This window comes from Streptomyces sp. NRRL B-24572, assembly GCF_002156145.1.
Lineage (GTDB): Bacteria > Actinomycetota > Actinomycetes > Streptomycetales > Streptomycetaceae > Streptomyces > Streptomyces vietnamensis.
In genome coordinates this window covers 1-1,876 of sequence record NZ_MWIG01000817.1, presented here as the reverse complement: position 1 = coordinate 1,876, position 1,876 = coordinate 1, and the positions used below count along the sequence as shown (strand labels likewise).

Below are 1,876 nucleotides of genomic sequence, written 5' to 3'. Positions count from 1 at the left end.
CCCGGGAGCCGCGGGTGGGGTAGAGGTCGACGGGACGGGTGGGTGCGGAGGCCATGGGGCGGGGTGCCTTCCTTTCGCGTACGGAATCAGGTGGGTGTCAGGCCTGGCCGGGCTCGGATCCGGGTTCCGTGAGGAGCGGGTAGACGCCGTTCTCGTCGTGGTCCTCGCGCCCGGTGACGGGCGGGTTGAAGACGCACAGGCAGCGGAAGTCCCGCTTGACCTTGAGGGTGTGGCGCTCGTGCCCGTCGAGCAGGTACATCGTTCCGGGCAGGATCGTGTACGTACGACCCGTCTCGTGGTCGGTGAGCTCGGCCTCTCCGGCGGTGCAGACGACGGCCTCGACGTGGTGGGCGTACCACATGGAGGTCTCGGTGCCGGCGTACAGCACGGTCTCGTGGAGGGAGAAACCGACCCGTTCGCGGGCGAGGACGATGCGCTTGCTCTCCCAGGTCCCGGACGCGGCCCGGACGTGCCGCTCGGTGTTCTCCAGCTCGTCGAAGGTGCGGACGATCATGGCGATGGCCTTTCGGGTGGTTCTGTCGATGCGGTCTCAGACGGAGTGGCGTACGGAGCGGGCCAGCATGCCGAGGCCCTCGTCGAGTTCGTCGTCCGTGGCGGTCAGCGGCGGCAGCAGCTTGACCACCTCGCCCCGCGGCCCCGAGGTCTCCAGGAGCAGACCGATCTCGAAGGCCCGCCGGCACACGGCCGCGGCACGCTCTCCGTCGGCGAACTCCAGGCCCCACACGAGGCCGCGCCCGCGCACGGCCAGGCCCGAGCGGCCGTCGTCGCCGCACAGGTCGAGGAGGGCGCGCTCGACCCGGTCGGCCCGGCCCAGGGTGCGTTCGCGCAGGGTGCCGTCGCGCCAGTACGCGTCGAGGGCGGCCGTGGCGGTGACGAAGGCCGGGTTGTTGCCGCGGAAGGTGCCGTTGTGCTCGCCGGGCTCCCACAGGTCGAGCTCCGGCCGGAAGAGGCAGAGGGACATGGGCAGGCCGTAGCCGCTGATGGACTTGGACAGGGTGACGATGTCGGGCGTGATGCCCGCCTCCTCGAAGGAGAAGAACTCGCCGGTGCGTCCGCAGCCCATCTGGATGTCGTCGACGATGAGGAGCATCTCGTGCCGGCGGCAGAGCTCCGCAAGCGCGCGCAGCCACTCGGCCCGTGCGACGTTGATGCCGCCCTCGCCCTGGACGGTCTCGACGATCACGGCTGCCGGGTGGTCGAGGCCGGAGCCGGCGTCGTCCAGGAGCCGTTCGAACCAGAGGAAGTCGGTGACCTGCCCGTCGAGGTAGTCGTCGAAGGGCATCCGGGCGGCGTGGTGCAGCGGGACGCCGGCTCCGGCGCGCTTGGCGGCGTTGCCGGTGACGGCCAGTGAGCCGAGCGACATGCCGTGGAAGGCGTTGGTGAAGGAGACGACCGTCTGGCGCCCCGTGACCTTTCGGGCGAGTTTGAGGGCGGCCTCCACGGCGTTGGTGCCGGTGGGGCCGGGGAACATCACCTTGTAGGGCAGGGCGCGGGGTTCGAGGACCGTCTCGCGGAAGGTCTCGAGGAAGGTGCGTTTGGCAGTCGTCGACATGTCGAGGCCGTGGGTGATGCCGTCGTCGGCGAGGTAGTCGAGGAGGGCGCGCTTGAGCACCGGGTTGTTGTGGCCGTAGTTGAGCGAGCCCGCCCCGGCGAAGAAGTCCAGGTACGGACGGCCGTCCTCGTCGTACAGCCGGCTCCCACTGGCGCGCTCGAAGACGACGGGCCAGGCGCGGCAGTAGCTGCGGACCTCCGATTCGACGGTCTCGAAGACAGAGGGGGCGGCGATGTCGGTCAGGGTCACGAGGTCTCTTCTCCAGGGTGTGGTGCGGGGAGTCGTGCGGGTCCGGGACGCCGG

The 1,876-nt window shown here is 70.4% G+C and carries 2 protein-coding genes; both read right to left on the bottom strand.

Features of this window, described 5'->3' with window-relative positions; genetic code table 11:
* Positions 1-97: 97 nt before the first annotated feature.
* Complete coding sequence (locus CCN56_RS36550; RefSeq protein ID WP_086832042.1) at positions 98-514, bottom strand: ectoine synthase; 417 nt, start codon at positions 512-514, stop codon at positions 98-100.
* Positions 515-550: 36 nt separating this feature from the next.
* Positions 551-1,816, bottom strand: a complete 1,266-nt coding sequence (gene ectB / locus CCN56_RS36545; RefSeq protein WP_373412944.1) for a diaminobutyrate--2-oxoglutarate transaminase — start codon at positions 1,814-1,816, stop codon at positions 551-553.
* Positions 1,817-1,876 lie beyond the last annotated feature (60 nt).

What these genes read in the sequence shown, in the direction of transcription:
- CCN56_RS36550 (WP_086832042.1), bottom strand. Translation starts at nt 514, where the DNA reads ATGATCGTCCGCACCTTCGACGAGCTGGAGAACACCGAGCGGCACGTC.